23 protein-coding genes and 1 riboswitch are annotated in these 24955 nt (G+C 47.5%); of the genes, 18 read left to right on the top strand and 5 right to left on the bottom strand.

Features of this window, described 5'->3' with window-relative positions; all coding sequences use genetic code 11:
• Positions 1-21 precede the first annotated feature (21 nt).
• From DFQ00_RS02970 to DFQ00_RS02935, 8 genes are all read left to right on the top strand, one after another.
• Positions 22-597, top strand: a complete 576-nt coding sequence (locus tag DFQ00_RS02970) for a cob(I)yrinic acid a,c-diamide adenosyltransferase (protein ID WP_110893960.1) — start codon at positions 22-24, stop codon at positions 595-597.
• The gene (locus DFQ00_RS02965) at positions 594-1577 is read left to right on the top strand and encodes an RluA family pseudouridine synthase (protein WP_110893958.1); all 984 of its coding nucleotides are present in this window, start codon (positions 594-596) and stop codon (positions 1575-1577) included. Before DFQ00_RS02970 ends, DFQ00_RS02965 begins: the two co-directional genes overlap by 4 nt.
• A gap of 595 nt (positions 1578-2172) precedes the next feature.
• The gene (locus tag DFQ00_RS02960; protein WP_110893956.1) at positions 2173-2538 is read left to right on the top strand and encodes an arsenate reductase family protein; all 366 of its coding nucleotides are present in this window, start codon (positions 2173-2175) and stop codon (positions 2536-2538) included.
• A 245-nt stretch (positions 2539-2783) separates the two neighbouring features.
• Positions 2784-3677 (top strand): 5'-3' exonuclease, encoded by an 894-nt coding sequence (locus DFQ00_RS02955; RefSeq protein ID WP_110893954.1) that lies wholly within the window; start codon positions 2784-2786, stop codon positions 3675-3677.
• Between the two features lie 23 nt (positions 3678-3700).
• Entirely contained in the window at positions 3701-4792 is a 1092-nt protein-coding gene (locus DFQ00_RS02950; protein ID WP_110894086.1) for a phosphodiester glycosidase family protein, read from the top strand.
• Between the two features lie 27 nt (positions 4793-4819).
• On the top strand, positions 4820-5533 hold the full coding sequence (locus DFQ00_RS02945) for an MOSC domain-containing protein (RefSeq protein ID WP_244213665.1): 714 nt from the start codon (positions 4820-4822) through the stop codon (positions 5531-5533).
• A 68-nt stretch (positions 5534-5601) separates the two neighbouring features.
• Positions 5602-6480 (top strand): ROK family protein, encoded by an 879-nt coding sequence (locus tag DFQ00_RS02940; protein ID WP_110893950.1) that lies wholly within the window; start codon positions 5602-5604, stop codon positions 6478-6480.
• Between the two features lie 184 nt (positions 6481-6664).
• The gene (locus DFQ00_RS02935) at positions 6665-7666 is read left to right on the top strand and encodes an HRDC domain-containing protein (RefSeq protein ID WP_110893948.1); all 1002 of its coding nucleotides are present in this window, start codon (positions 6665-6667) and stop codon (positions 7664-7666) included.
• Between the two features lie 71 nt (positions 7667-7737).
• Here the strand turns inward: DFQ00_RS02935 and corA are convergent, their stop codons facing one another.
• Positions 7738-8673 carry a magnesium/cobalt transporter CorA gene (gene corA / locus DFQ00_RS02930; protein ID WP_110893946.1) on the bottom strand — a complete coding sequence of 312 codons (936 nt, stop codon included), beginning with the start codon at positions 8671-8673 and terminating at the stop codon, positions 7738-7740.
• Positions 8674-9132: 459 nt separating this feature from the next.
• A riboswitch (SAM riboswitch) is annotated at positions 9133-9257 on the top strand.
• A gap of 129 nt (positions 9258-9386) precedes the next feature.
• Here corA and metA point away from each other — a divergent pair.
• From metA to DFQ00_RS02900, 6 genes are all read left to right on the top strand, one after another.
• Complete coding sequence (metA, locus tag DFQ00_RS02925; RefSeq protein ID WP_110893944.1) at positions 9387-10304, top strand: homoserine O-acetyltransferase MetA; 918 nt, start codon at positions 9387-9389, stop codon at positions 10302-10304.
• Between the two features lie 24 nt (positions 10305-10328).
• Positions 10329-11513 (top strand): aminotransferase class I/II-fold pyridoxal phosphate-dependent enzyme, encoded by a 1185-nt coding sequence (locus DFQ00_RS02920; protein WP_110893942.1) that lies wholly within the window; start codon positions 10329-10331, stop codon positions 11511-11513.
• Entirely contained in the window at positions 11510-12685 is a 1176-nt protein-coding gene (locus DFQ00_RS02915) for a trans-sulfuration enzyme family protein (RefSeq protein WP_110893939.1), read from the top strand. Before DFQ00_RS02920 ends, DFQ00_RS02915 begins: the two co-directional genes overlap by 4 nt.
• A 234-nt stretch (positions 12686-12919) precedes the next feature.
• The gene (mqnC, locus tag DFQ00_RS02910; RefSeq protein ID WP_110893937.1) at positions 12920-14056 is read left to right on the top strand and encodes a cyclic dehypoxanthinyl futalosine synthase; all 1137 of its coding nucleotides are present in this window, start codon (positions 12920-12922) and stop codon (positions 14054-14056) included.
• 258 nt (positions 14057-14314) lie between these two features.
• A complete protein-coding gene (locus DFQ00_RS02905; protein ID WP_110893935.1) occupies positions 14315-15289 on the top strand; it encodes an aldo/keto reductase in 975 nt (324 codons plus the stop codon).
• Entirely contained in the window at positions 15286-16299 is a 1014-nt protein-coding gene (locus DFQ00_RS02900; protein WP_110893933.1) for a zinc-binding alcohol dehydrogenase family protein, read from the top strand. Before DFQ00_RS02905 ends, DFQ00_RS02900 begins: the two co-directional genes overlap by 4 nt.
• Positions 16300-16443: 144 nt before the next feature.
• On the opposite strand, the gene DFQ00_RS02895 is transcribed toward DFQ00_RS02900, so the two are convergent.
• From DFQ00_RS02895 to DFQ00_RS02880, 4 genes are all read right to left on the bottom strand, one after another.
• Positions 16444-17349: a YitT family protein gene (locus DFQ00_RS02895; protein WP_110893931.1), complete on the bottom strand. Its 906-nt coding sequence runs from the start codon at positions 17347-17349 to the stop codon at positions 16444-16446.
• Positions 17350-17470: 121 nt separating this feature from the next.
• Complete coding sequence (locus DFQ00_RS02890) at positions 17471-18709, bottom strand: cation:proton antiporter (protein ID WP_110893929.1); 1239 nt, start codon at positions 18707-18709, stop codon at positions 17471-17473.
• Positions 18710-18713: 4 nt separating this feature from the next.
• Positions 18714-19208: a cation:proton antiporter regulatory subunit gene (locus tag DFQ00_RS02885; RefSeq protein ID WP_110893927.1), complete on the bottom strand. Its 495-nt coding sequence runs from the start codon at positions 19206-19208 to the stop codon at positions 18714-18716.
• A 329-nt stretch (positions 19209-19537) separates the two neighbouring features.
• A complete protein-coding gene (locus DFQ00_RS02880; RefSeq protein ID WP_110893925.1) occupies positions 19538-19948 on the bottom strand; it encodes a hypothetical protein in 411 nt (136 codons plus the stop codon).
• Between the two features lie 227 nt (positions 19949-20175).
• Between DFQ00_RS02880 and DFQ00_RS02875 the strand changes: the two genes are divergently transcribed.
• The 4 genes from DFQ00_RS02875 to DFQ00_RS02860 all read left to right on the top strand — a co-directional run bounded on the left by DFQ00_RS02875 (position 20176) and on the right by DFQ00_RS02860 (position 24808).
• On the top strand, positions 20176-21120 hold the full coding sequence (locus tag DFQ00_RS02875; protein WP_110893924.1) for a putative sporulation protein YtxC: 945 nt from the start codon (positions 20176-20178) through the stop codon (positions 21118-21120).
• A gap of 451 nt (positions 21121-21571) precedes the next feature.
• Positions 21572-23509: a threonine--tRNA ligase gene (gene thrS / locus DFQ00_RS02870; RefSeq protein WP_110893922.1), complete on the top strand. Its 1938-nt coding sequence runs from the start codon at positions 21572-21574 to the stop codon at positions 23507-23509.
• Positions 23510-23698: 189 nt separating this feature from the next.
• The gene (locus tag DFQ00_RS30060; RefSeq protein ID WP_279630383.1) at positions 23699-24493 is read left to right on the top strand and encodes a 3D domain-containing protein; all 795 of its coding nucleotides are present in this window, start codon (positions 23699-23701) and stop codon (positions 24491-24493) included.
• A gap of 111 nt (positions 24494-24604) precedes the next feature.
• A complete protein-coding gene (locus DFQ00_RS02860; RefSeq protein ID WP_110893920.1) occupies positions 24605-24808 on the top strand; it encodes a hypothetical protein in 204 nt (67 codons plus the stop codon).
• The last annotated feature ends 147 nt before the right edge of the window (positions 24809-24955 follow it).

Below are 24955 nucleotides of genomic sequence, written 5' to 3'. Positions count from 1 at the left end.
TTGACAATTGGAGGGGTAAGCATGGGGATCTATACGAGAACTGGTGATGAAGGTCAAACCTCGGTCATCGGGGGCCGGGTTATCAAGGATGATGACCGGGTAGAGGCGTATGGTACGATTGATGAATTAAATTGTTTTGTCGGTCAAGCGATTAGTTTGATTGATGCTGCGAATGGGAATTTTGAGGACCTGCGGGAGCATTTGCTGGAGGTGCAGCAGGAGCTGTTTGACTGCGGATCGGATCTGGCATTTGTACGCATTAGTGAGACCAAATACAAAGTGCGGGATGAGATGGTAACACGTCTGGAGCAGTGGATTGATCAATATGATGCCGAGAATCCGAAAGTGGAACGTTTTATTATCCCGGGGGGAAGTCAGCTTTCCTCAGCACTGCATGTGTGCCGTACCGTATGCCGCCGTGCGGAGCGCCGCACGGTTACGCTTGGACAGCACACGGACATTAATCCGTCGGTGCGACGGTATTTGAACCGGTTGTCGGATTATTTCTTTGTTGTGGCACGGACAGCCAATGCGAGACAACAAGTAGCTGATATTGAATATGTGCGGAGCAAAAAAGTATTCCGCCGCAAAGAATGAGCCAGTATTACGCGCCGATTACTTACAGAGTTACCGAAGTGGAGGACGGCTGGCTGCTGAAGACCGTACTTCAGAAGCGGCTGCAGGTATCGCGCAAGCTTTTGTCCAAAATCAAACTAACAGAGCAGGGTGTCATGCTCAATGGAGAACGGGTATATATCAGTGTCAAGGTGCGTGCAGGTGATCTGGTGGAGGTCCGAATGGAGCAGGAGGAATCGGATGATATTTTGCCAGAGGATATTCCATTTACGGTGCTGTATGAAGATGAACATCTGCTGATTGTAAATAAGGATGCGGGCATCATCGTACATCCAACGCATGGACATTATACAGGTACGCTCGCGAATGGTGTGGTGTATTATTGGCAGAAAAAAGGCGAGAAGTTCCGCTTTCGACCTATTCACCGACTGGATCAGGAAACATCAGGAGTGCTCGCGATTGCCAAAAATCCTTATGTACATCAGCATGTGTCAGAGCAGATGATCGCAGGCACAGTGGATAAAAAATATGTTGCATTCGTTCATGGTAGCCCTGTTCCTGAACAGGGTGCAGTCGATGGCCCAATCGACCGTGATCCTGAAGAGCCGCATCGTCGTATCGTTACACCTGACGGATATGCCGCGAGGACGTTGTATACGACGCTGACACGCTTCGCAGATGGCACAGCCAGTGCGGTAAGTCTCAAGCTGGAGAGTGGACGTACACATCAGATCCGTGTACATATGACGTCCATCGGTTGTCCCTTGATTGGTGATCGGATGTATAAAACATTGTCTGCGCATCATGAAAATGAACAGACGATGGCTGTTCGGGAAGAGCGGGATACATGGATCGAACGTCAGGCACTGCATGCCTGTGAGCTGACCTTTGAGCATCCAATTTCACGCGAACGCATGACGTTCCAGGCACCATTACCGCCGGATATGGCTGCACTGGAGCAACGTTTGCATGCCGAAGCATGCCCGCGAGAAAAGCTGTAAAATGCTTTCCGTTCAGGCAGCTAAGCGCCTGAACGACACGCCGTAGGCTAAAGAGACTTTAAAGCATCTAAGGTACTATCTATGCAGTGCAGGGAGCGAAGCCCTGAACCACACGCCGCAGGCTAAAGAGACTTTAAAGCAATTAAGGTGCTATCTATGCAGTGCAGGGAGCGAAGCCCTGAACCACACGCCGTAGGCTAAAGGGACTTTAAAGCAATTAAGGTGCTATCTATGCAGTGCAGGGAGCGAAGCCCTGAACCACACGCCGTAGGCTAAAGGGACTTTAAAGCAATTAAGGTGTTATATATGCAGTGCAGGGAGCGAAGCCCTGAACCACACGCCGCAGGCTAAAGGGACTTTAAAGCATCTAAGGTTGTTCTGGCTCTAGGCAATAGAGTCTTCAACATGCCCTTGTCAGGCAGTGTTGATTTGATAAAGTATAGGCAGAATGAAGGGCGATGAGCCCTCATTGGCCCCCAATAAAAGTTGCAGGGCGAAGGTATCGGGATGGAGCGACTTTTGGATTTGCGGAGCAAACCAAGGGAAGCGAGAGACCGAAACCTGAGCCTCTCGAGCGGATGGAGGAACATTAACCATGACCAACCTAAAAGTTTACCAGTATAGCAAATGCGGCACATGCCGCAAAGCCGTTAAATGGCTTGAAGCGCAAGGGCATGAGCTGGAGCTGATCCCTATTTTTGACACACCGCCATCCCAGGATGAATTAACCAAACTGATCCAGAAGAGTGGACTTGAAGTGAAAAAGTTTTTTAATACCAGTGGTGAGGTATATAAGGAGCAGCAACTGAAGGACAAGCTGCCGGGCATGTCAGAGGAGGAACAGATTACTCTGCTGGCTTCCAACGGCCGCTTGATCAAACGTCCCATCGTAACCGACGGTGAGCGGGTGACGGTTGGTTTCAAGGAAGAGACGTTTGAGCAGGAATGGAATAATGCATAAAACTTACTTGAAGCGGGATATGTGTAAATTGCACTGTCCGTGAGCAAGTACCGGATTAGCCTTGAATTGTTCAACATTCAGGGCTTTTTTGGTTGAATCGGAGCTGGTGCAACTATGCTATAATGAGGGTTGGCTTAACCCTGCCAAGATGATAGAATTAGTTTCGATATTTTATATATGCTATTGGGGTTGAACAGAGGGTGTATGTGTTCGGCTTTCATAGATCAAGGAGAGAGTAAATTCAAGTGAATCAACGTAATGAACCTACTTTGTTACTGGTAGACGGTATGGCAGTGTTGTTCCGTGCGTACTATGCAACAGCTGCGAGCGGATATATCAGACGCACAAAGGCAGGGCTCCCGACCAACGCAGTTTATGGTTTTATCCGTTATTTTTGGGATGCAGTTCAGACGTTTGGACCAAGCCATGTGATCTGCTGCTGGGATATGGGCGGCAAGACATTTCGCGGTGAAGAATACGCAGCGTACAAAGGGAACCGGGCCGAAGCGCCGGACGATCTTATTCCACAGTTTGCCCTGATTAAGGAAGTGATGGACAGCCTGAACATTCCGAATATCGGAGCAGCGGGATACGAGGCCGACGATTGTATCGGGACACTTGCCAAGTATTATACCGAAGAGACGGATATGAAGGTGATGGTGCTTACCGGCGACCATGATATGTTACAGCTGATCAATGACCGAACCAGTATTATTATTATGAAAAAAGGTCACGGCAACTACATGGTGTACAATCCGGAAACACTGCTGGCCGAGAAACAGTTAACCCCGCGTCAGATTATTGACATGAAGGGTTTGATGGGGGATGCCAGCGACAATTATCCTGGTGTACGGGGCATTGGTGAAAAGACGGCTTTGAAGCTCGTACAGGAGTATGGCTCAATCGAAGGCATTTTAAGCAATCTGGAGCAACTGACTCCTTCAGTGCGCAAAAAAATTGAGAGTGATCTCGATATGCTGCATCTGTCCCGCAAACTGGCAGAGATTCATTGTGCTGTTCCAGTTTCATGTACACTGGATGGCTGTGAATTACGTCTTGACCCGGATACGGTAATGGACAAGTTTGAACAACTTGAGATGAAGAGCCTTGGCTCTTGGATGGGAGTGGCAATTGGATGACTAGCAGCAGGGTAACGAGCAGAATGAGTAAAAAATGGTGGACCGGGGCGCTGGCCCTCGTCCTGGCTTTACCGGTACTGCTTACGGGGGCCGTAAGTGCACCACAGGCAGCGGAGGCTAAAGCCGCAATTAGTTCGAAAGTGCAGAAAGTAAAAGCAGCAGGACGCAGCTTTAGTGTGCAGACTGTAAGCATTCCCAAAGGGACACCTGTTACAGTGGGGCTTGCCAAGAAGCAGGTAGGGCAGACAGCAACGTTGCCATCCATTGTGCAGGCATATGGTGCACAAGCGGCAATTAACGGAGCCTTTTTTGAAGCTTATCATGGAGCACCTGACCCTTATGGTATGTTAATAGCAAATGGAAAAGTTATACATATAGGAAGATATGGCACTTCGATCGGATTTAAAGCAGATGGTTCAGCGATGATGGATTCACTTCAAGTAAGCTTGACGGGGAATGTTACGGATGCGAATGGAAAATCACGCAGTTGGTATGCAACGTTTATTAATCGCACGCCTTCAGCAGATTCAAGCATCTCTATTTTGTATACGCCGGAGCGCGGTGCGAACGTTGGATTTAAAGGAGGCACTGCGGTGATTATGGAGAAGGGAGTAGTGACACAAAAAGTACCCAATTCCAACGTTGCTATTCCAAAGAATGGCTCCGTGCTTGTATTTACAGGCAATGAGAAGTCCATGTCGGACCGTTTCACTGTAGGCTCTACCGTAGAGATGAATTACAGATACACGAACGCAGCCGGACAGGATATCCCTTGGCAGGAGGTTGTAACAGCAGTCGGTGCTGGTCCGCGTCTGGTCAAGGATGGAAAAATCGCTGTTAATCCGGCAAATGAAGGGTTCAAAGACCCTAAAATTCTAAATGCTTCCGGTGCGAGAAGTGGAATCGCAATTATGGCAGATGGTTCAGTAATGCTGGCTACCGTTTCTGGTGCTACAATGAAAGAATGGGCAGCAGTGATGCAGAAGCTTGGAGCCAAGCAGGCCATGAATCTCGATGGCGGTGCATCCTCAGGCTTGTATGCCAGCGGCAAGATGCTGACGTCCCCCGGTCGGTTGCTGAGCAATACACTGGTATTTGGTGGTTCTGTCCGATAAAATATCTGCAGAGGAGGTATGATGCGATTGAAACCTGAATCCGATCTGATCACAGAAAAGGAGAGCACAGCGGTTCTGGCCATTAACGTAGGGCAGCCTAGACCGTTACCGGGTCAGAAACATGAGGTGCTGAGCGGTATCATGAAGCATCCTGTCTCCACACCGGTATTCCTCTCATTCACTGGAATGTCAGGGGATGCGCAGGCCGACCTTGTTCATCACGGTGGGCCTGACAAGGCAGTTTGTGTATACGATTACAGTCGTTATGCTGTACTTGAACGGTTGATGAATCGCAAGCTGAACTGGGGAGCTTTTGGAGAGAATCTTACGGTCACAGGCTGTGCTGAAGAAGAGGTACGGATTGGAGATATATTTCAATTAGGCGATGCACAGATGCAGGTCAGTCAACCTAGGCAGCCATGCTTTAAGCTGGGAGCAAGGTATGACTATAAGGAGCTGCCCGTTTATTTTCAAGAAAGTGGACATACGGGCTTTTATTTTCGAGTGTTGCAGGAAGGGCAAGTTGCTCTGGGATCTCAGTTCAGAAAAATACACACCGATCCTTCCTCGATGACCGTCCTTGAAGCAAATCGAATTATGCATCAGGGAAAGCAGAATGTTGAGGGGATTCAGATGCTGCTCGCCCTACCTGCACTTTCGGAAAGCTGGAGACAGACGCTGCTCAAGCGACTGAACAAGCTGGGAAGTAACGGAGACTCAAGTCCGCAAGTCGGCATTTGAAGCTACGAATCATTCAATGCCCGAAGCAACAGCGCTAGACATTAAACCAACCTGGGAGTGAAGCAAACATGACAGTTTTAGGTGCAATTGAAGCAGGCGGAACCAAATTTGTATGCGGCATTGGTACGGAGCAAGGAGAGGTGTTGGAGCGAGTAAGCTTTCCTACAACTACGCCGGAGGAAACGATGGCACAAGTTATTGCTTTTTTTGAAGGCAAAGGAATTGAGGCGCTGGGTGTAGGTTCATTTGGTCCAATTGATCCGATTGAAGGAAGTCCAACATATGGATATATCACAACAACACCTAAGCCACACTGGGGACAGTACAACATCATTGGCAAACTCAAGGAACATTTTGATGTACCCATGACGTTTGATACCGATGTAAATGGTGCTGCTCTGGGGGAAGCGACTTGGGGAGCTGCTCAGGGACTTGATAGCTGTCTGTATATAACGGTAGGTACGGGTATTGGTGCGGGAGCTGTTGTTAGTGGGAAAATGGTTCATGGATTGTCCCATCCCGAGATGGGGCATATCATTGTGCGCAGACATCCAGAGGATACTTACGAGGGCTTTTGTCCGTATCATGGAGATTGCCTTGAAGGTCTTGCCGCAGGTCCGGCAATTAACAAGCGTTGGGGGCAGCCTGCATATGAACTGCCGGCAGATCACAAAGCATGGGAGATGGAGGCGCATTATCTTGCACATGCACTGATGAATTATGTATTGATTCTGTCTCCAGAGAAAATTGTAATGGGTGGCGGTGTTATGAAGCAGGAGCACCTGTTCCCGATGGTTCGCAGTAAATTGCAGGAACTGCTGGCCGGGTATGTGCAGCATCCGTCTCTTCATGCCGGAATTGATCAGTATGTAGTGCCACCCGGCTTGGGAGACAATGCAGGATTATGTGGCTCACTTGCTCTGGCAAAATTGGCATTGTCCAAATAAGTCATTACAGGGATTGACGAATTTTACCATTTTGGTTATGATAGTTGCAACAGCATAGTACGGTTAATGAGGAAGCACCTCTCTTGCAGCATTTCTGCAGGAGGGGTGTTTTTTTGCGTTGTATGGGAACAGCCCGTGCTTTGTTAATCGAACATGCTGGGACATTATAGGGAGGGGACTACGCATGGAAGTCATTTTTATGAACCGGTTATCCAGAACATCAGATCAGCATGAGGAGTTAGCCCAGGTGTGGATTGGAGAGGAGGAGAGCACATGGCATCTGGGCTGGAGCCGGTATGAGGCCGGGGATCGTGAGGATACGATCTGGTATGAAGGAACGTCATGGGAAGAATTACTGCATATTTATCGTTATCAGCTTGCGATGCAGATGAGCGAAGGGTATCGTCCATTGCTGCATGGATTGTATCATGAGAATGATGAGATGAAGCTACGCAGCTATGCCGGGCAACGACTGCATTGTTTTAGCGAACTGTACGGGAATGAGCAATTATATGAGGATCTGTGTACATGGCGTCGGCAGAAGGCTGCAAGTGACCGGAAAGCTCCTTATTTTGTAGCCACCAATCGACTGCTTCGGCTGATCAGCGCTTTTGTACCGCATACGATGGATGAACTCATGCAGTTGCCTGGTGTGGGGGAGAGCAAGGCATCGGAGTACGGAGCCGAATGGCTGGAAATGACAAGTGCAATCGAGCGTTCCAGATCGTTTCCGCTGGATTGGGTGTATACCGTATTAAAGGAAGAGGAGTACGAAAGCTGGTTGTATAAACAAAAGGAGCAGAAATATAAGCAGGAGCTGGATAAATTCCTCACACGCAAACATGTGCTACAGGGCATGAAGGAGGGGCAGACGTTGGAAGAGATTGTGAATCGCTCGGGCTTATCCCGTCGTGAGCTAATTGAACTGCTGGAGACGCTGGATCTGGAGGGTTACGATACAGACTCTTTGCTGGATGTAGAGCTGGCCGTTATGCCGGAGGTGGAACAAGAGGCGGTATGGAGTGCATATGAGGAATTGGGCGATACGTTCCTGAAGCCTGTCTTACATAAAGTTTACGGAGGAGAGCGCCCGGAAGCAGGAAGTCTTGAGCAGGTGTATGAACGATTGCGCATGATTCGCATCCGTTTTCGCAGGCATGTGGAAACGGAGCGTAATGCTGTTTAGCTCGGAACGCTTGGAAAAACACATACCAAAAAGACGAAGTCGTTCCCTGGAAGGGGCGCTTCGTCTTCATTTCAAATCCAGTCCTTTTTGCGGAAAATAAAGAACATCGTCAGGCCCAGCGTAATCATCAGGCCAATCACGGCGTAATAGCCGTATTTCCAGTGCAGCTCAGGCATATTATCAAAGTTCATCCCGTATATTCCGGTAATCACGGTCAGCGGCATGAAGACGGTCGTAATGGCGGTAAACACACGCATGATCTCATTCGCACGGTTTGCGATACTGGATTGGTAGGCTTCTCGCAAGTTGCCCATCAGGTCGCGGTACGTTTCGAACGTTTCCGAGATTTTTACGGCATTTTCATAAATGTCACTGAAGTATTTTTGCAATTGATCATCAATGAGACGCAGATCTTTTTTATTCAGGGTGTTGATAACCTCTTTCTGAGGTCCAAGCACCTTTTTCAACCACAAGATTTCACTTCGAAGACCGATAATTTCATTCAGATGTGATTTCTTGGTGTGCATCAAAATGTCTTCTTCAAGCTTCTCAATGCGGGCTTCAATTCGATCACCCACGGTGAAATAGTTATCTACAATCAAGTCAACCAGCAAATAAAGAAAGCGATCGGGGCTGCTGATCTCCTGTTCCCAGAGGATCGGCTTCAGCATCCGTAATTCGCTGACCTTCTGCTTCGTCACACTGATAATGAAATGTCTGCCGAGAAACAGGTTGACTGCCCGCAGAAAAATCTCTTCATCATCAAAACGAATGCTGTTGATCACGATAAAATAATGATTTTCATAAATTTCGATCTTTGGACGCTGCTCCTCATCACTCAAGCAGTCCTCTACAGCCAGATCATGCATGGAGAAAAGCGGCTGCAGCACAGCCAGATCATCCACGTCTGCATCAATCCAATAAAAGCCTTCTGTCGGTGGAGTCAGCGCTTGCTGGATATCATCCACCGGAATAAATACACCGTTATTAACCAACCGGATTTTCATGTTATCTACTCCTTCTGCACCCGCCATCTTGGCGGATATTATCATTAATATGGGCGCAAAAGAACAGATCAGCCGGCCGGCAGCGAAGCCAGATGTACAGGGCTCCGCTTGTTTGCGTTTAATTTATAATCAAACGGAAGAAGCGGCCCGCTGCCGATGCTGATGTCAATTCTCTATGCAGTTGTTCGGAAATCGACTGCCAATTGGTCCTCGGGTCGCCATCCATTTAATATGTCACCTCTCACATAAGGGCTTATAAACACTTGTCTAGTATACCGCTGGTCCAGAGTGCTTTCAAGCGCAAAATGTGTCTATTTCGCGCTCTGAGGCAGTGTATGATCGCGGAGAATAAACGGTTCCGCACTCGCCTCTGGAAACACCTAACTTCATCTTGACGTAAGGGCCTGAATGTTTTAAAGTAAAAGTTAATAAATTTGAATTATAATTGAATAAAGCGAAATCTTATCAAGAGTAGGTGGAGGGACTAGCCCGATGAAACCCGGCAACCGGCGATATACCGCACGGTGCTAATTCTTGCAGCGACCAAGCATCCTCGGGGTGCTGTTGTAACTGAGAGATGAGAGAGGCGCATATCTGTTTACATATGACCTTTCTCGGAATCCGAGAGAGGTCTTTGTTGTATGCCCCAACTTCTCAGCAGTGATTTTCGCAGCAAATGTGAACTATGACGACTAAGGAGGAATCAACTCACCATGCCAATTAAAATTCCGGACACACTACCAGCTAAAGAAGTGCTTGAAGGGGAGAATATCTTTGTCATGGACGAATCGTCCGCATACAAGCAGGATATTCGTCCGCTACGCATTGCTATTCTGAATCTGATGCCTACCAAGGAGACCACCGAAACACAATTGCTGCGTCTGGTGGGGAATACCCCGATTCAGGTAGATGTGGTGCTTGTGCATCCCAAATCCCATACATCCAAGAATACGTCCCAGGAATATCTTGATCTGTTCTACAAAACATTTGATGAGATCCAGCACCGCCGTTTTGACGGTATGATTATTACGGGGGCACCGGTGGAGCAAATGGACTTTGAGGACGTTAACTATTGGAAAGAGATTCAGGAAATTTTTGAATGGACCAAAACCAACGTAACTTCGACCATGCATATCTGTTGGGCATCCCAGGCAGGTTTATACCACCATTTTGATGTACCTAAAGTTCCGCTGGATGAAAAATGCTTCGGGGTATTCCCGCATACGATCAACAAATCCCATGTGCCGCTGTTGCGTGGATTCGATGAAGTGTTCAATGTGCCTCACTCTCGTCATACCGAGATAAGACGTGAAGATATTGAGAAAAATGACAACCTGGAAATTTTAGCTGAATCCGAGGAAGCAGGTGTATTTCTGGTAGCGACCAGGGATGGGAAGCAAATTTTCGCTACAGGACATGCCGAATATGATCCGTTTTCTTTAAAATGGGAATATGACCGTGATGTAGCTAAAGGATTGGATATAGCACTTCCTAAGCATTATTATCCGAACGATGATCCGTCCCGCATACCTCCAGCTACATGGCGTGCTCACGCTAACTTATTATTCTCTAACTGGCTCAATTACTATGTGTATCAGGAAACGCCTTACGATATTGGTCCGCAAATCTAATCGTAATAACAGGAGGATGTAGTAATGGAAGATAACAAGTTGAAGATTGAAAGCCGTTTAGCTCAGATCGGTTCCATCAACGAACCGGGTACAGGAGCCGTTAACTTTCCGATTTATCAATCCACTGCGTTTCGCCACCCGAAGCTGGGACAAAGCACGGGCTTTGATTATATTCGTACAACGAACCCAACTCGTAAAGTGCTTGAGGAAGCTGCGGCTGCTCTGGAATCCGGTGATGCAGGCTTTGCCTGTAGCTCAGGTATGGCAGCATTACAAACCATCTTTGCGATGTTCAGTCAAGGGGATCATCTGATTGTTTCCCTTGACCTATACGGCGGTACGTACCGTCTTCTGGAACGAATTCTTTCTCGCTTTGGCGTAACGGCAAGTTATGTGGATACCAATGATCTGGAAGCGCTGGAGAAGTTGTACCAGCCGAATACCAAAGCTGTGTTCATTGAGACCCCAACCAACCCGCTCATGATGATCACGGACGTACAAGCCGTAGCTACCTGGGCCAAGAGCCATGACCTGCTGACAATTGTGGACAACACCTTGCTCACGCCGTTCTTCCAGCGTCCGATTGAACTTGGCGCAGACATTATTGTACACAGTGCAACCAAGTATCTGGGCGGACATAATGATGTGCTCGCTGGACTTATTATTACCAAAGGCGAGGCTTTGTCGGCGGAAATGGCTTTCCTTCATAACTCTATTGGTGCGGTGTTATCGCCGAGCGATTCCTATCAATTGATGAAAGGCATGAAGACTCTTGCGCTTCGGATGGAGCGCCACGAATATAATGCGCTAACCATAGCCAGATTCCTGCTGGAGCATCCCGCTGTGGCGGAAGTGTTTCACCCCGGATTATCCGATCATCCGGGGTATGAGATTCAGCAGAAGCAATCCTCCGGCAATACGGGTATCTTCTCATTTAAAGTAAAGGATGCCCGTTATGTAGAGCCCGTGCTTCGTCACATTCAATTGATTGCGTTTGCCGAAAGCCTTGGCGGTGTTGAATCCCTCATGACTTACCCGGCGGTGCAGACTCATGCCGATATTCCACTGGAGATTCGTGAAGCTGTAGGTGTAGATGACTGTCTGCTTCGTTTCTCAGTCGGAATTGAACATGCGGAAGATCTGATTGCCGATCTGAATCAAGCGTTGCTGGCAGCGCAGCAGGAAGTCGAAGGAGGCGTAATCTCATGAGTGATGCAAACCGCAAGAAACCGGAAACGGGATTGAAGTTTGAGACAAAGCTGCTTCATTTCGGGGACGAGATTGACCAGACAACCGGCGCGTCCAGCGTGCCGATTTATCAGGCATCTACGTTCCACCACTTTGATATTTTCAATCCGCCACAGCATGACTACAGTCGTTCAGGTAATCCTACTCGTCAAGCCTTGGAGGATTACATCGCTTTACTGGAAGGCGGGGTGCGCGGCTTTGCCTATTCATCAGGTATGGCTGCGATCTCCAGTGTATTTATGATGTTCTCCGCAGGAGATCATATCATCGTTACCGAGGATGTATACGGAGGCACTTATCGCTTGCTGACGACCATTCTTAGCCGCATGCAGATTGAAACTACATTTGTAGATATGACGAATATCGAGGAAGTCAAGGCAGCTCTTAAACCAAACACCAAAGCGGTTTATATGGAGACACCTTCCAATCCGACGTTAAAGATTACGGATATTGCAGCTGTAACATCTTGGTCGAAGGAGCACCAACTGATTACGATTCTGGACAACACATTTATGACCCCGTATTATCAGCGTCCGATTGAGTTTGGTGTGGATATCGTTGTGCATAGTGCTACGAAGTTTCTAGGCGGGCATAGTGATGTCCTGGCGGGACTGGCTGTTGCACGTACAGATGAGCTGGGCAGACAACTGAAGCAATTGCAAAATGGATTGGGTACAGTGCTTGGAGCTCAGGAATCCTGGCTGCTGATGCGGGGTATGAAAACACTAGGTGCACGTATGGCTCACAGTGAACAGAGTACATCCAAACTGGCAACCTGGCTCAAAGGTCGTACGGATATAACGGCTGTTTACTACCCTGGACTTGAGGATCACCCGGGCCGCGAAGCACATGAGCGTCAGTCTAGTGGCTACGGAGCGGTTGTTTCTTTTGACGTAGGTTCCGGGGAACGTGCCAAAGCGGTGCTGAACCGCGTGAAGCTGCCGATTGTTGCTGTAAGTCTGGGGGCGGTTGAAAGTATTCTTTCTTATCCTACCATGATGTCACATGCGGCTATGCCAGCGGAGGTCCGGCATGAGCGTGGGATCACCGATGGATTGCTGCGTTTCTCGGTGGGGCTTGAGGATATTGATGATCTGATTGCTGATCTGGAGCAGGCTCTGGAGGCTGAGTAAGGTTAAAGAAATAGAATATATTGAAGCAATACTCTTTTGAACAGAAACTTGAGTTGATATGTAAAATTTTAATGATTTTTAAAGCACCTTTGTATAAGGTGCTTTTTTTCACATGTAACCTGTGTTACGATATGTGGAGTACAAAATTACGATGTTGCCGACAGAAGTTGCTTACTGCAAACAAGCCGGATGGAGCGTCGTAATATTTTCTCTTCATGAGGGAGGCTTTTTACGATGAGTACGGTGGACCGTATCTTAGATAAAGCCCTTCGGGGCGAACGCTTGGACCTGGAAGACACGATTCAGTTATTTGAATCCGACGAAGTGGACAAAATCGGGGCAGCTGCCAATGTCATCATGAAGCGTATGCACCCTGAACCATACAGAACCTTTGTAATCGGGCGTAACGTTAACTACACGAATGTATGTGACGTATACTGCCGTTTTTGTGCTTTCTATCGCAGACCTGGTTCTGAAGAAGGCTATGTATTGCCAGATGAAGTGATTTTCCAGAAGATTCAGGAGACAGAGGACGTTAACGGCACGGAAATTCTGATGCAGGGGGGAACCAATCCTAATCTGCCCTTCAGTTATTATACAGACCTGTTGAAAGCCATCAAGGAACGTTTCCCGAATATCACGATGCACTCCTTCTCGCCAGCCGAGATTATGAAAATGGTTGAAGTATCCGATGGTCTTACACTGGAAGAGGTTGTACGTGCTATTCACGAGGCTGGACTTGATTCCTTGCCAGGCGGTGGTGCCGAAATTCTGGATGACCGTACACGCCGCAAAATCAGCCGTTTGAAGGGTTCATGGCGCGACTGGATGGACGTGATGCAGACGGCTCACCGGATCGGGATGAATACATCCGCAACGATGGTTATTGGTCTCGGAGAATCCATGGAGGAGCGCGCACTGCATCTGATACGTGTTCGTGACGCGCAGGATGAATGCATTGCGAACAAGTATGATTCCGAAGGTTTCCTGGCCTTCATTCCGTGGACTTTCCAGCCGGATAATACAAACCTCAAGCTGGAGCGTCAAACTCCGGAAGAATATTTGAAAACCGTAGCAATCAGCCGTCTGGTGCTGGACAATATCAAAAACATTCAATCTTCCTGGGTAACGATGGGTCCCGAGATTGGTAAAAAATCGCTTGAATTCGGATGTAATGACTTTGGCAGCACGATGATTGAGGAGAATGTAGTGTCCTCAGCAGGCGCAACGTACAAAGTAAACATCGAATCTATTCTGCGTCTTATTCGCGAGGCAGGTTATATTCCGGCGCAGCGTAATACTCGTTATGAGATTCTGCGCATGTTTGACGAAGAAAGCAGTGTGCCTAAAGATTTTGTAATGCAGAACTAATCGCATTTTATATCAAAACAGGCTTGTATCACTTGTATCATTACGTTCGGATTATAAAATGAACGTCGATTCATAACCAAGGGACAAATCGGGTTAATCCTGATTTGTCCTTTTTTGATAGGACAAAATATAAAATACAGTGGAAATGTAGATCATCAAACAGTACATATTACGCATTTGACGATATGTTATATAGATTTTTAACTGATACAATGAAGGGACAGTTGTGTAGTAAAACCTGCTGGGAGGAACGAACGAATGAAAAAAAGAAAACTGGGAATGACATCGCTGGACGTACCTGTTTTGAGTTTTGGGGCATCGTCGCTTGGCTCTGTATTTCGTGATATTGATCGGGATGAAGGCATTCGCACCGTTCATGCTGCCGTGGATGCAGGCATGAATTATATAGACGTTTCGCCGTATTATGGGTTGACCAAGGCAGAGACGGTGCTCGGTGAGGCAATCCGAAGCTTGCCTCGCAGCTCGTATATGTTATCTACCAAAGCTGGTCGTTACGGTGAGAATGAGTTTGATTTTTCACGTAAACGTATTCTGGATAGTGTGCAGGAAAGCCTGTCTCGTCTGCATACCGATTATTTGGATATTTTATTTTTGCATGATATTGAGTTTGTTGAGCCTGAGATTATCATTGAAGAGGCTTTCCCAACACTGCTGGAGCTCAAAGAAAAAGGCATTATTCGTTATGCTGGCATCTGTGGATTACCGCTGCCATTGTTCGAACAGATGCTACCGCAGGTTCAGGCAGATGCTATTATTTCTTATTGTCATTATGCCTTGAATGATACGTCATTGTTGTCCCTTCTGCCTCTGCTGGACGCTAAAGGGGTTGGACTTGTAAACGCTTCACCTCTCTCGATGGGGCTGCTTAGCACTCGTGGGACCCCAGCATGGCACCCGGCGGGTGAACGGGTGAAAGAGCTCTGTCTGAAGGCTGCTCGCTTCTGCGAGGAGCAGGGCAGCGATATCGCCAAGCTGGCAGTGCAATTTTCCACAGCTAACGAACGGATTCCGACAACGCTGGTGAGCAGTGCAAGTCAGCGTAACATCGTTAATAATGCGAGCTGGATTGAAGAGCCGATGGATCATCAGCTTTTGGAAGAGGTGTTACGCATGCTGGCCCCGTTGAACAATGAAACATGGTCAAGTGGACTTGCAATGTATAATACGAGCTTGAATTCAACGTCGAATGCATCCAAGGAGGAAAAGCAATGAGAGCTATCGTATGTGAAGAAATAGATCGTTTGGTGCTGAAGGAGCTGCCGCTGCCAGAAAGAGCTGAAGGAGAGGCACTGGTAGCGATTCAGCGTATCGGCATTTGCGGTACAGACCTGCATGCGTACAAGGGCAATCAGCCGTTTTTTACGTATCCGCGGGTACTTGGGCATGAGTTGGCCGGTATTATAGAAGAGATTGGCCCGAATGACGCTGGGCTGCAGCCTGGTGATCAAGTCAGCATTATCCCTTATCTGCACTGCGGACATTGTATTGCGTGTCGTTCAGGCAAGACAAACTGCTGCGCATCAATGCAGGTGATGGGAGTACATGTGGATGGAGGCATGAGAGAACGCATTACGGTGCCAGTAACTCATCTGCTGAAGGCAGATGGTCTAACGCTGGATGAGACAGCAATGGTGGAGCCGCTCAGCATTGGAGCACATGCCGTTCGCAGAGCCTCACTCCAGCCGGGTGAACGTGTAGTGGTCATTGGTGCGGGGCCTATCGGACTCGGTGTGATGGCTTTTGCCAAGCAGGCAGGTGCTTACGTTATTGCGGTAGACCGTAATCTGGACAGGCTGGAGCTCAGCCGAACATGGGCCGGGGTAGATGAGATCGTGCAGGCGGATGATCAGGCACTGCAGCGCGTGTCCGAGATCACGGACGGCGATTATGCAACAGCCGTATTTGATGCTACAGGCAATGTGCATTCCATGAACGGAGCTATTCCGTACGTTGCACATGGCGGGCAGTTAATCTTTGTTGGTCTGGTTAAAGCTGATATTACGTTCCATGACCCGGAGTTTCACAAACGGGAGATGAGTATGCTGGGGAGCCGGAATGCAACACGCGAAGATTTTGAACAAGTACTCTCCACGCTTCGTAGCAAAAAAATAAGCATGGACGGCTATGTTACACATCGGGCGGCATTTGATGAGTTGCCCTCTGCGATGGATACCTGGCTGTTGCCCGAAACTCAGGTGGTAAAGGCTATTGTTGAATTATAATTTTATATGATTTAAATATACAGCGGGTTAAAAAACAAAAGAACGCTCTCTTCCCAAGTAATGAATGATGGATATTACATCCACATGCTTACAAGGGAAGAGAGCGTTTTGTTATAGTGCCTGTGTTTTCTGCTCCGTACAATGTTATTTCTCTGGATTCGCTACAATTCCAGCGTGTGGGTCAATGTGACGAACAATCGTTTTCAGCCAGATCATCTCCAGGAAATGCACCTCGTAATAAAGGGCTCCTGGAATCTGACCAAACCAGCTTTCCGCTTCGGCGAGCGGGGTGAACTCTGCAGTCGGGAGCGTTCGAGGTTGCCTTCGCAGCCGCTTACGCACAGCCTTTTCAACCTGAGTGCTTTGTGTGGTTAGAATGCATACGCTGCGTTTCGTCGAGAATCCACGGAATGCAAGGTACACCATTTCATAGGCAATCAGATAAGCGATGACAGAATACATGGCCTGATCCCAGCCAAAAACAACACCAGCAGCTGTCAGGATGATCAGGTTAAGCAGCATGATTATTTTTTCGATAAGCATCCGTTTCCCGCTAAAGACACGTTCAGGCGGTCGGGAGGACGGATCACCGATTTCCAGCGTATCCAGTGTCCCACCATACCGAACAACCAGCCCGATTCCGAGCCCCAGGCTTAACCCGCCAAACATGGCAGCAACCAGGGGATGCTCGACGAGCGGCGGCATGGGATGTAGCACAATGGCACCGATCGAAAAGACAACCAGACCCAGAACAGTAACCAATACAAATTTTTTCTTTACCATTTTGTACGATAAAAATATAAACGGAACGTTGAATAGAAACAGGAATAATCCGATTCGAAGCTCAGTCCAATGCGCGAAAAGGGAAGAGATTCCCGTTATGCCGCCAATAATAATTTTATTGGGGTGCAGAAACAATTCAAGTCCCACGGAGGCCAGAATCCCGCCCACAATGACCAGAAGCAGGTTCAACCAGTGGCGTGAAGGCGATATGCTGGTCTTCTTGGCAGTGCGTGGCGTCGGGTTAGCCGATATCAGAGGTGCTTTCACAGGTCATCCTCCTTATGTGCGGCTTTCGAGCCCTTCTCCCTGGGGTGTTCACAGAAAGTTCGGCGTGCAGCCGCTCAGTTACTTGATTCGTTTAACTGTTTGCTCTGTACAGACATAGGAATTATCCTTCTTTCTGCAGAACTTTAGGTTCCTCTTTCTTTTTGCGTGCATCTTTGAACTTAAATATTTTATTCAATAAATTAAATACATGTTTGGATTCTTTAGTTAACAGTGGTCCGAGTATAGCCAGAATCAACACATACAGTGCAGCAAACGGCTGAAGTAAAGGTAACAGTCCACCCGCTTTACCCATGTTTGCCATAATGATTGAAAACTCTCCGCGAGATACGATAGTTAATCCGATATTAGCAGATGCTTTGGGGGATAGACCTGCACTTCTTCCAGCCAGCATGCCTGCAAGAAAGTTACCGAACAATGTGATCACAACGGCAATCAATGCCAGCCATACCGCCTCACCACCCAGAGACAACGGGTCAATAGAGAGTCCAAAGCTGAAGAAGAAGATTGCTCCGAAGAAATCACGGAATGGCAGGATCAGATGTTCAATCCGTTTCGCATGCTCGGTTTCGGCAAGCACAAGACCGACCAGCAAAGCACCGATTGCTTCTGCAACATGGATCGTTTCAGAGAAGCCGGCGACCAGGAATAATGCACCGAACACAACAAGTGAAAATAGCTCGTTGGAACGGATTTTGAGCAATTTATTCAGGAGCGGTGTAGCTTTACGGCCGATAATGATAACAATCAGCATGAAGCCAAGAGCGATCAATGCAGACAGGATTACGCCTCCAATGGAAGAAGAATCGCTGAGCACAAGTCCGGACAGGATGGAAATATATACCGCGAGGAAGACATCCTCGAACATAATGATACCCAAAATCATTTCCGTTTCCGGATTCGCAGTTCGTTTCAGATCTACCAGCACCTTGGCGACAATCGCACTGGATGAGATCGTTGTAATCCCTGCAATCACAAGAGCTTCAGCTGCCGGGAAGCCGGAGGCGAAACCAAAGACTAATCCCAATGTAAAGTTAATTCCGATATAGATCGAGCCGCCGACTACAATGGAGCGGCCCGACTTGACTAGACGGCCTACTGAGAATTCCAGCCCCAGATAGAACAGCAGGAACAGGATACCGATACGGCCCATAAAATCAATAAATGGTTGACTTTCAATGAAACGGAAGTCCAGATGCCAAATTTGCATCGCATGTGGCCCCACGGCCATACCGATCAGAATATAAAAGGGTACAACCGAAAATCTTAATTTTGCGGATAAAAGGCCGGCTGCTGCAATGAGTACGAGTGCCAGACCCACTTCAAAAATCAAATGATCCATCGAGTTACCCCCTTCCTGTCAGGAGGAGGGACTTGAAAAGTTTCTGCTGGTTGCGTTCGCCAACGGCAACAACCGTGGAATCTGCGCTAATCACAACCTCCGGACCTGGGCTGATGTGTTTTTTGTGATTTTTCTCCACAACGGCAATGACCGTTGCGCCAGAGTTTTGACGTACATTCAATTCGCCAATGGATTTGCCAATGCATCCAAACGATGCTTCGATTTTGTACCACTCGATGATAAGGTCGTCAAAGGTTACTTCAATATTTTCAAGTTGTTTTGGTTTATAGGTCAGTCCACCTACGATTGCTGCAATCTGTCTGGCTTCATTGTCATCCAGCGTAATCATGGAGATGCTTTGATCTGGATCTTCATATTCAAAATGATACATCTCCCGGCGTCCATCGTCGTGGATAATGATAACGATTTTGTCACCGCTGCTTGTTTCAATCTGAAATTTCTTGCCGATTCCCGGCAAATCTGTTTCGCGTACATCCATGGATAGTATGCCTCCTTAGTGGTTGAGGCTGGCCATAGAAGGAAGGCTTGGCTTCCCGAGTTGAGATCATCTGCTGCTCAAGCGGAACATCAAATGGTGCGGGGAAACAGAGCCAGTAATTCCTGACGCAGCCGAATGTATGATGTAAAAAGGGAATAGTTTGCAAATTAAGGTATAGCAAAATAAAAGTTGTCACTGTGTGCTTTGTATCAAGATGTGTTTCAAATGTAACGTTCACATAAAGGGTTGTAAGTTATGCACGAGAACACCGTCTTCTCAAAGAGGTGACTCCATGCGCAGGCATCCGCTACAATACGGCAAACAGGCTCTTATCGAGCGCAGGCGTATTTGGGTGCCATCGGAGTGAGGGATAGATACATACTGGTAAATTTGATGGGAAGCAGAAATAATCTGCGCTTGAACAAACAATACCACGGTTTAAAAGACAGACCCGTTGTGGGAATTCGCAACAAAAGGAAGAGTGCGAGGACAAGAAATACAGGCTTGGTCTGTGTTGCAGGAGCAAGCTTGGACATAACTTGTGAATTTTTGCGAATGACAGGTTTGTACTGTACCTCGGGTATTTGAACAAGTACTTCGAGCACTTCTTTATTTGAAGTGACATCAACGGATACACCAACGGCAGATTCAGACTGCATTGGAATAGGGAAGCACAGCGCTTGAAAAACGCATAAAATGATGATAAGAGCGTGTTGAAGCAGTCTTGGATGTAATCTCATTTTTGGCTTCCCTCCTTCCGTGAAACATACTGTTATAAAAATAATAACACATTTTTGTCTTAACTCCAAACCATTCATGCAAGTGTTCATAAAACGATAACTTCAGGCTATTCTCCGAATTCCTTCTTTTATGCTGAGAAATCATGACACCCTTTCCATCAAACCGCTTCGTATATCCCTGTAGGCCTTGCCATATACTTTGAAGAGAAAGGAAAGGAGTGATTTGAATGGAACTGTTTGCAGTATGGACCGATGTGTCTGGACAGGTGGAGGCAGATCGCTTTTGTCAGTGCATCAAGGAAAAAATTAAAGGTTTACATATAAGCAAAAGAGGATTTCGTCTCAGCTTCAAACATAAAGATGGCAGAGCAGTCTGGATGTGCAGGGGCAATGAAAATCACGAGCATTTTCAGGAATGGCTTCCGCGCATCAGTGATCTGTTATCTCTTGGCATTGCGGATTTTATTATGGAGACGTACGAACGAAGTATTGTAGAGGATATGATCGCCAAAACATGTTCAGTTATGGATGAGCACGAAGTGGAGAAGGTTCATCGGATCTGTATGCCACTGCTGCTGAACGGTGATCTTGATCAGCCTGGTCTTCGCGAGCGTCGCCGTGAAACACTGGCCAAAAGTTTGCGTCAGGATCTGGAGGAGGTTCACTTTTTTCCATTAGAAGGTTTGATGAATTTTCGTATTCGTTCCTACAGGCAGGAGCTTCAGGAGCTAGTGGAATACGCACTGGATGAGTTCTGGATGGATCGACAGTACGAAGAGTTCATGGGCCTGCTTAAATATTTTGTGTTTTTTCAGGAGACCAAAGTTCCCTTGATCCACCTGATCCATAAAGACAAACATGAGTTTCAGGTGCTTGATGCAGGATTAAACCTGCTGCCTGTCAAGAAGGAGGAGCAGGTAGTTGTAGAGATGCCAGGTATTGAGCTGGAGATGGATATTGAAGATATGATTGTGAGTACGCTGATTTCGATATCCCCGGAAAAGGTCATGCTGCATACCAGCACACCCGAGCTGCCTATCATCTCCACGATATGCCAGATTTTCGAGGACAAGGTCGAGATATGCCATCAATGTCCTGAGTGTGAAGTGCTGCGCTCGGGATTGCTGACAGGTCTTGACGCAAGCGATCTTGGCAATTATAATAACTGTTGATCCGTAATTCGATCGCGGAAAGCTATAACCCAATGAACTTGATAAGCAAAAGCGATGACAAAGACAAGAGCCACATGCCTGATCGGTGCAGAGAGAGGAAACTGGGCTGAAATTTCCTTCGGATATCACGTATGGTTTACCCCTTTGGAGCTGCAATTTTGAAAATAAAACCGGATTAGTCCACCATCCTAGTGGATTGGCGTGTTTTGTGAGTAAGGATCTGCCGGGTCATGCCCGTTATACCATGCCAATGAGGGCTGCATTCCTGTTACAGGAGCGATCAGCTGAATTAGGGTGGAACCACGAGTATAACACTCGTCCCTTGACCGGGACGGGTGTTTTTTGCGTTCCTGTCGTTATGCTAGGCATCGGCAGACGCATTAGATGACTAAGTCCGAAATGAAACATAATGAATGTGGACGATGTTTATTTTACAGGAGGAATGGGACAAATGGCAGTTAATATTAAATTACCGGATGGTTCGGTACGTGAGTACGCCGACGGCAGCAGTATTGAGGATGTAGCCGCTTCGATCAGTAGCGGTCTTCGTAAAAATGCGGCGGCAGGCAAGCTGGATGGGATAGTAGTGGATTTATCTACTCCAATCCATGAAGGCGCGCTAGTGGAGATCGTTACGCTGGATTCCCCGGAAGGTCTTGAAGTGATGCGTCATAGTACGGCACACTTGCTGGCTCAGGCGGTTAAACGTCTGTACGGAAACAAAGAGGTTCATCTGGGCGTAGGACCCGTAATCGAAGATGGCTTCTATTATGATATGGACCTTGAACATCCGTTGAACCCGGAAGATCTTCAGAAGATCGAAAAGGAAATGGAACGTATCGTGAATGAAAATCTGCCTATCGTGCGCAAGGAGGTCAGCCGTGCGGAAGCCATCAACATCTTCAATGAAGTTGGGGACCCGTACAAGCTCGAATTGATCAACGCTTTGCCGGAGGACAGCGTGATTACCATCTATGAGCAAGGCGAATTTTTCGACTTGTGCCGTGGACCACACGTGCCATCCACAAGCAAAATTAAAGTGTTCAAGCTGATGAATGTAGCTGGAGCTTACTGGCGTGGAGACAGCAAGAACAAAATGCTGCAACGTGTCTACGGCACGGCTTTTGTGAAAAAAGCACAGCTTGACGAGCATCTGCACTTCCTGGAGGAAGCGCGTAAGCGTGATCACCGCAAACTGGGTAAAGAGCTTGAAATGTTCACATTCTCCCAGCTCGTAGGTCAAGGCTTGCCCATCTGGTTGCCAAACGGTGCCAAGCTGCGCCGTACCTTGGAGCGTTACATTGTAGACTTGGAGGAAAGCCTTGGATACCAGCACGTATATACTCCGGTTCTGGGTAATGTTGAGCTGTACAAAACTTCCGGTCACTGGGAGCACTATCAGGAGGATATGTTCCCGAAAATGATCATGGATAACGAAGAGCTGGTTCTTCGTCCGATGAACTGCCCTCACCACATGATGGTGTACAAATCCAACATGCACAGCTATCGTGATCTGCCGATCCGTATTGCCGAGCTTGGTATGATGCATCGTTATGAAATGTCAGGAGCGCTAACAGGTCTGCATCGTGTGCGTGCAATGACATTGAACGATTCACATATCTTTGCACGTCCAGATCAAATCAAGGAAGAGTTCGCGCGTGTCATTGAGTTGATCCAGACGGTATATAAAGACTTTGGTATTCATGAATACCGTTTCCGTCTGTCTTACCGTGATCCGAAGGATACCGAGAAGTACTTCCAGAACGATGAGATGTGGGAGATGTCCCAGCGTATGCTGCGTGAGGTTGTAGAAGAGCTGGATCTTCCGTTCTATGAAGCTGAGGGCGAAGCGGCATTCTATGGTCCGAAGCTCGATGTTCAGATCAAAACAGCATTGGGTAAAGAAGAAACATTGTCTACGGTTCAACTGGATTTCTTGCTGCCTGAGCGCTTTGAACTTGAATATGTCGGTGATGATGGACAGAAGCATCGTCCAGTTGTTATTCACCGCGGTGTAATCAGTACAATGGAGCGTTTCACTGCATTTTTGCTGGAGAACTTCGCAGGGGCATTCCCGCTCTGGCTGTCTCCTGTACAGGCCAAAGTCATTCCGGTATCCGGCAACTACGACGAGTATGCGCGTGAAGTGGAAGCGAAGCTGAAACGTGCAGGCATTTCGGCTGAAGCGGATCTCCGCAACGAGAAGCTGGGTTACAAAATCCGTGAAGCGCAGCTTGAGAAAATGCCTTACATGTTCGTTGTGGGCGAGAACGAGAAAAATGCTGCTTCGGTATCCGTTCGTAAACGCGGTGAAGGTGATCTGGGCATGAAGCTTGTAGACGAGATCGTTGCCCAGTTGAAAGAGGAAATTGCTTCAAGACAAGTTTAATGCCTTGTGAAGCAAGCGTGATATAGAAAGCTGTTTTCCAAAATCAAACAGAAGCCGTCTGAGAAGCGGGGGTGTTCCCCAGCGTGGATCAGACGGTTTTTTTGACGTGTCATGATGTGCTGTAGATGGGACAGGGTATAGAATACATGTTTTTTGGTAACCCTTTGCAAGTGAGGGGGAGGTTATACCATGAATATGAAAAAGTATATTTCAAATGTAAATGAGAACAGGTTCATCATCATGTGCTGTTTTGTTTTTGCCGGCATTCTAATGAGTTTCAGTCAGGCGCAGGCCTATATATTTGAAGAGGAAAGCACCATTCTGCATGTACAGCCCATGCAAACGGATAAAGGTCATGAATTGACCCGAGGTGCAGCATTGGAGCGGACAGCCAGATTAGGCCAGGCTCAACCGTTGTATACGGACGAGGCCCAGTTAACGAGTTTAGTATACATGGCTTTAATGTGGTCTCCGCAGCCGATTATGCTGCCAAAGCCTGATCTGACGGAGAAACGAGTGCTTGATCCGGCCATGCCAGTGCTGGCGCCGCGCTCGGAACAAATTTTGGGCACGAAAAAAGTAACTGCAACGGGATACACAGCAGGTGTTGAATCGACAGGCAAAACACCAAAGCATCCTCAATACGGCATTACATATTCCGGTGTGAAGGTGCGCCGGGATAAGGAAACGGTCTCGACCATTGCTGCAGATCCGAAGCTGTTTCCCATGGGCTCCATTTTGTATATTCCCGGTTACGGTTACGGAATTGTTGCAGATACCGGATCGGCGATCAAAGGAAACAAAATTGACCTGTACTTCCCAACAACGAAGCAGGTGTATAAAGAGTGGGGCAAGAAGGATGTTGAGGTTCAAGTGATCAAGCAGGGCGCCGGCAAATGTACGGAGGAAATGCTCAAAGAGCTGTCCAAAGCGATTAATGTGTACAAAACGGTCCCGGATTCGTGGCTTGATAAGGCCATCTAATATGGAATGTGTTGCCTGAATAACAGCAAGCCGCTCTTCACATAATACTGACTGGGGACGAACCCCGCACTGCCATGTGCAGTGTAAATATGAAGAGAGAGGTGATTCGTTGTGGCTAAGAAATCCCAAGGGTACCAAACGCCAAACGAGAAGTACAATGCAGAGTTTGGAGCAGAGAATGTAGCATCCAAGGTGAAACAAGCTGCTCAAAACAAAGTGAAGGACAATTTCCAAACACCTGATGAAAAATATAATGCCGAGTTTGGTGTGGAAAACACAGGTCAAACTGGCCGTGCCGGCAAAATGAAAAAATAAGTTGTGCCAATGATAAAATGAAACGCAAAACGAATATGAAGCATGCATACCACCCTGGGGCAACTGCTCCAGGGTATTTCCATGGATTCTTTTGTATAGTATTGCTCTCAATAAATTTTAATAGTAATTTTACATAATGTTCCTCAA

Source organism: Paenibacillus barcinonensis, assembly GCF_003217495.1.
GTDB lineage: Bacteria > Bacillota > Bacilli > Paenibacillales > Paenibacillaceae > Paenibacillus > Paenibacillus barcinonensis.
The sequence above is the reverse complement of the archived record's forward strand: the minus strand, read 5'-3'. Positions and strand labels throughout refer to the sequence as shown.